At 65.6% G+C, this 688-nt stretch carries 1 protein-coding gene; it reads left to right on the forward strand.

Annotated elements, in window-relative coordinates:
- The first annotated feature begins 16 nt into the window (after window positions 1-16).
- Complete coding sequence (locus EN964_RS36330; protein ID WP_127269141.1) at window positions 17-592, forward strand: GNAT family N-acetyltransferase; 576 nt, start codon at window positions 17-19, stop codon at window positions 590-592.
- Window positions 593-688 lie beyond the last annotated feature (96 nt).

Here is a 688-nt window from a genome sequence, read left to right on the forward strand (position 1 = left end):
GGCCTGGGGAGAACGCATGAGCACGACCATAGCGCCACTTGCACCCGAGCTTTGGGCTGAATTCGAGGACCTCTTCGGCAAGCAAGGCGCCTGCTACGGCTGTTGGTGCACGCATTTCCGGCTGGCGCCGGCGGTGCGGCGCGAGAGCAGCCGGGAACGCAACAAGGACCACATCAAGGCGCGTATCGAGGCCGGCCCGCCGCCCGGACTGCTGGCATTCGAAGATGGCCAGGCGGTCGGCTGGATGCAGATCGGACCGCGCGCCGACGTACCCGAATGGAACAATCAGGGCAGGGGCTCGGCACCGGTCGATCCTGCCGACGCCGCGGATCCGGCCGTCTGGGCGATCTCCTGCTTCTTCATCCGCGCCAAGGCGCGCGGCAGGGGCATCACGCATCGCCTCGTCGAAGGCGGCATAAATTTCGCCCGCCAGAATGGAGCCCGGCTGCTCGAGGCGTGCCCGATGGACCTGTCTCGCGATTCGCGCTCGATCGGCCTGTTCGTCGGCTCGTCGCGGATCTTCGAGAAGGCGGGTTTCGAGCGGCTGGTGGAACGCAAGGCCGGCCGCCCGCTGATGCGGCTGGTGCTTTGATGAGGTCCGCTCGTGGCTTGTTGATCTCACCTTGCGGTTGCAGCAGTAATTTCATACCAGACGGACGTCCCTTCTAAAGCGCATGCGCTTTGGGGT

It is taken from the genome of Mesorhizobium sp. M7A.F.Ca.CA.001.10.2.1, assembly GCF_003998575.1.
Classification (GTDB): Bacteria; Pseudomonadota; Alphaproteobacteria; order Rhizobiales; family Rhizobiaceae; genus Mesorhizobium.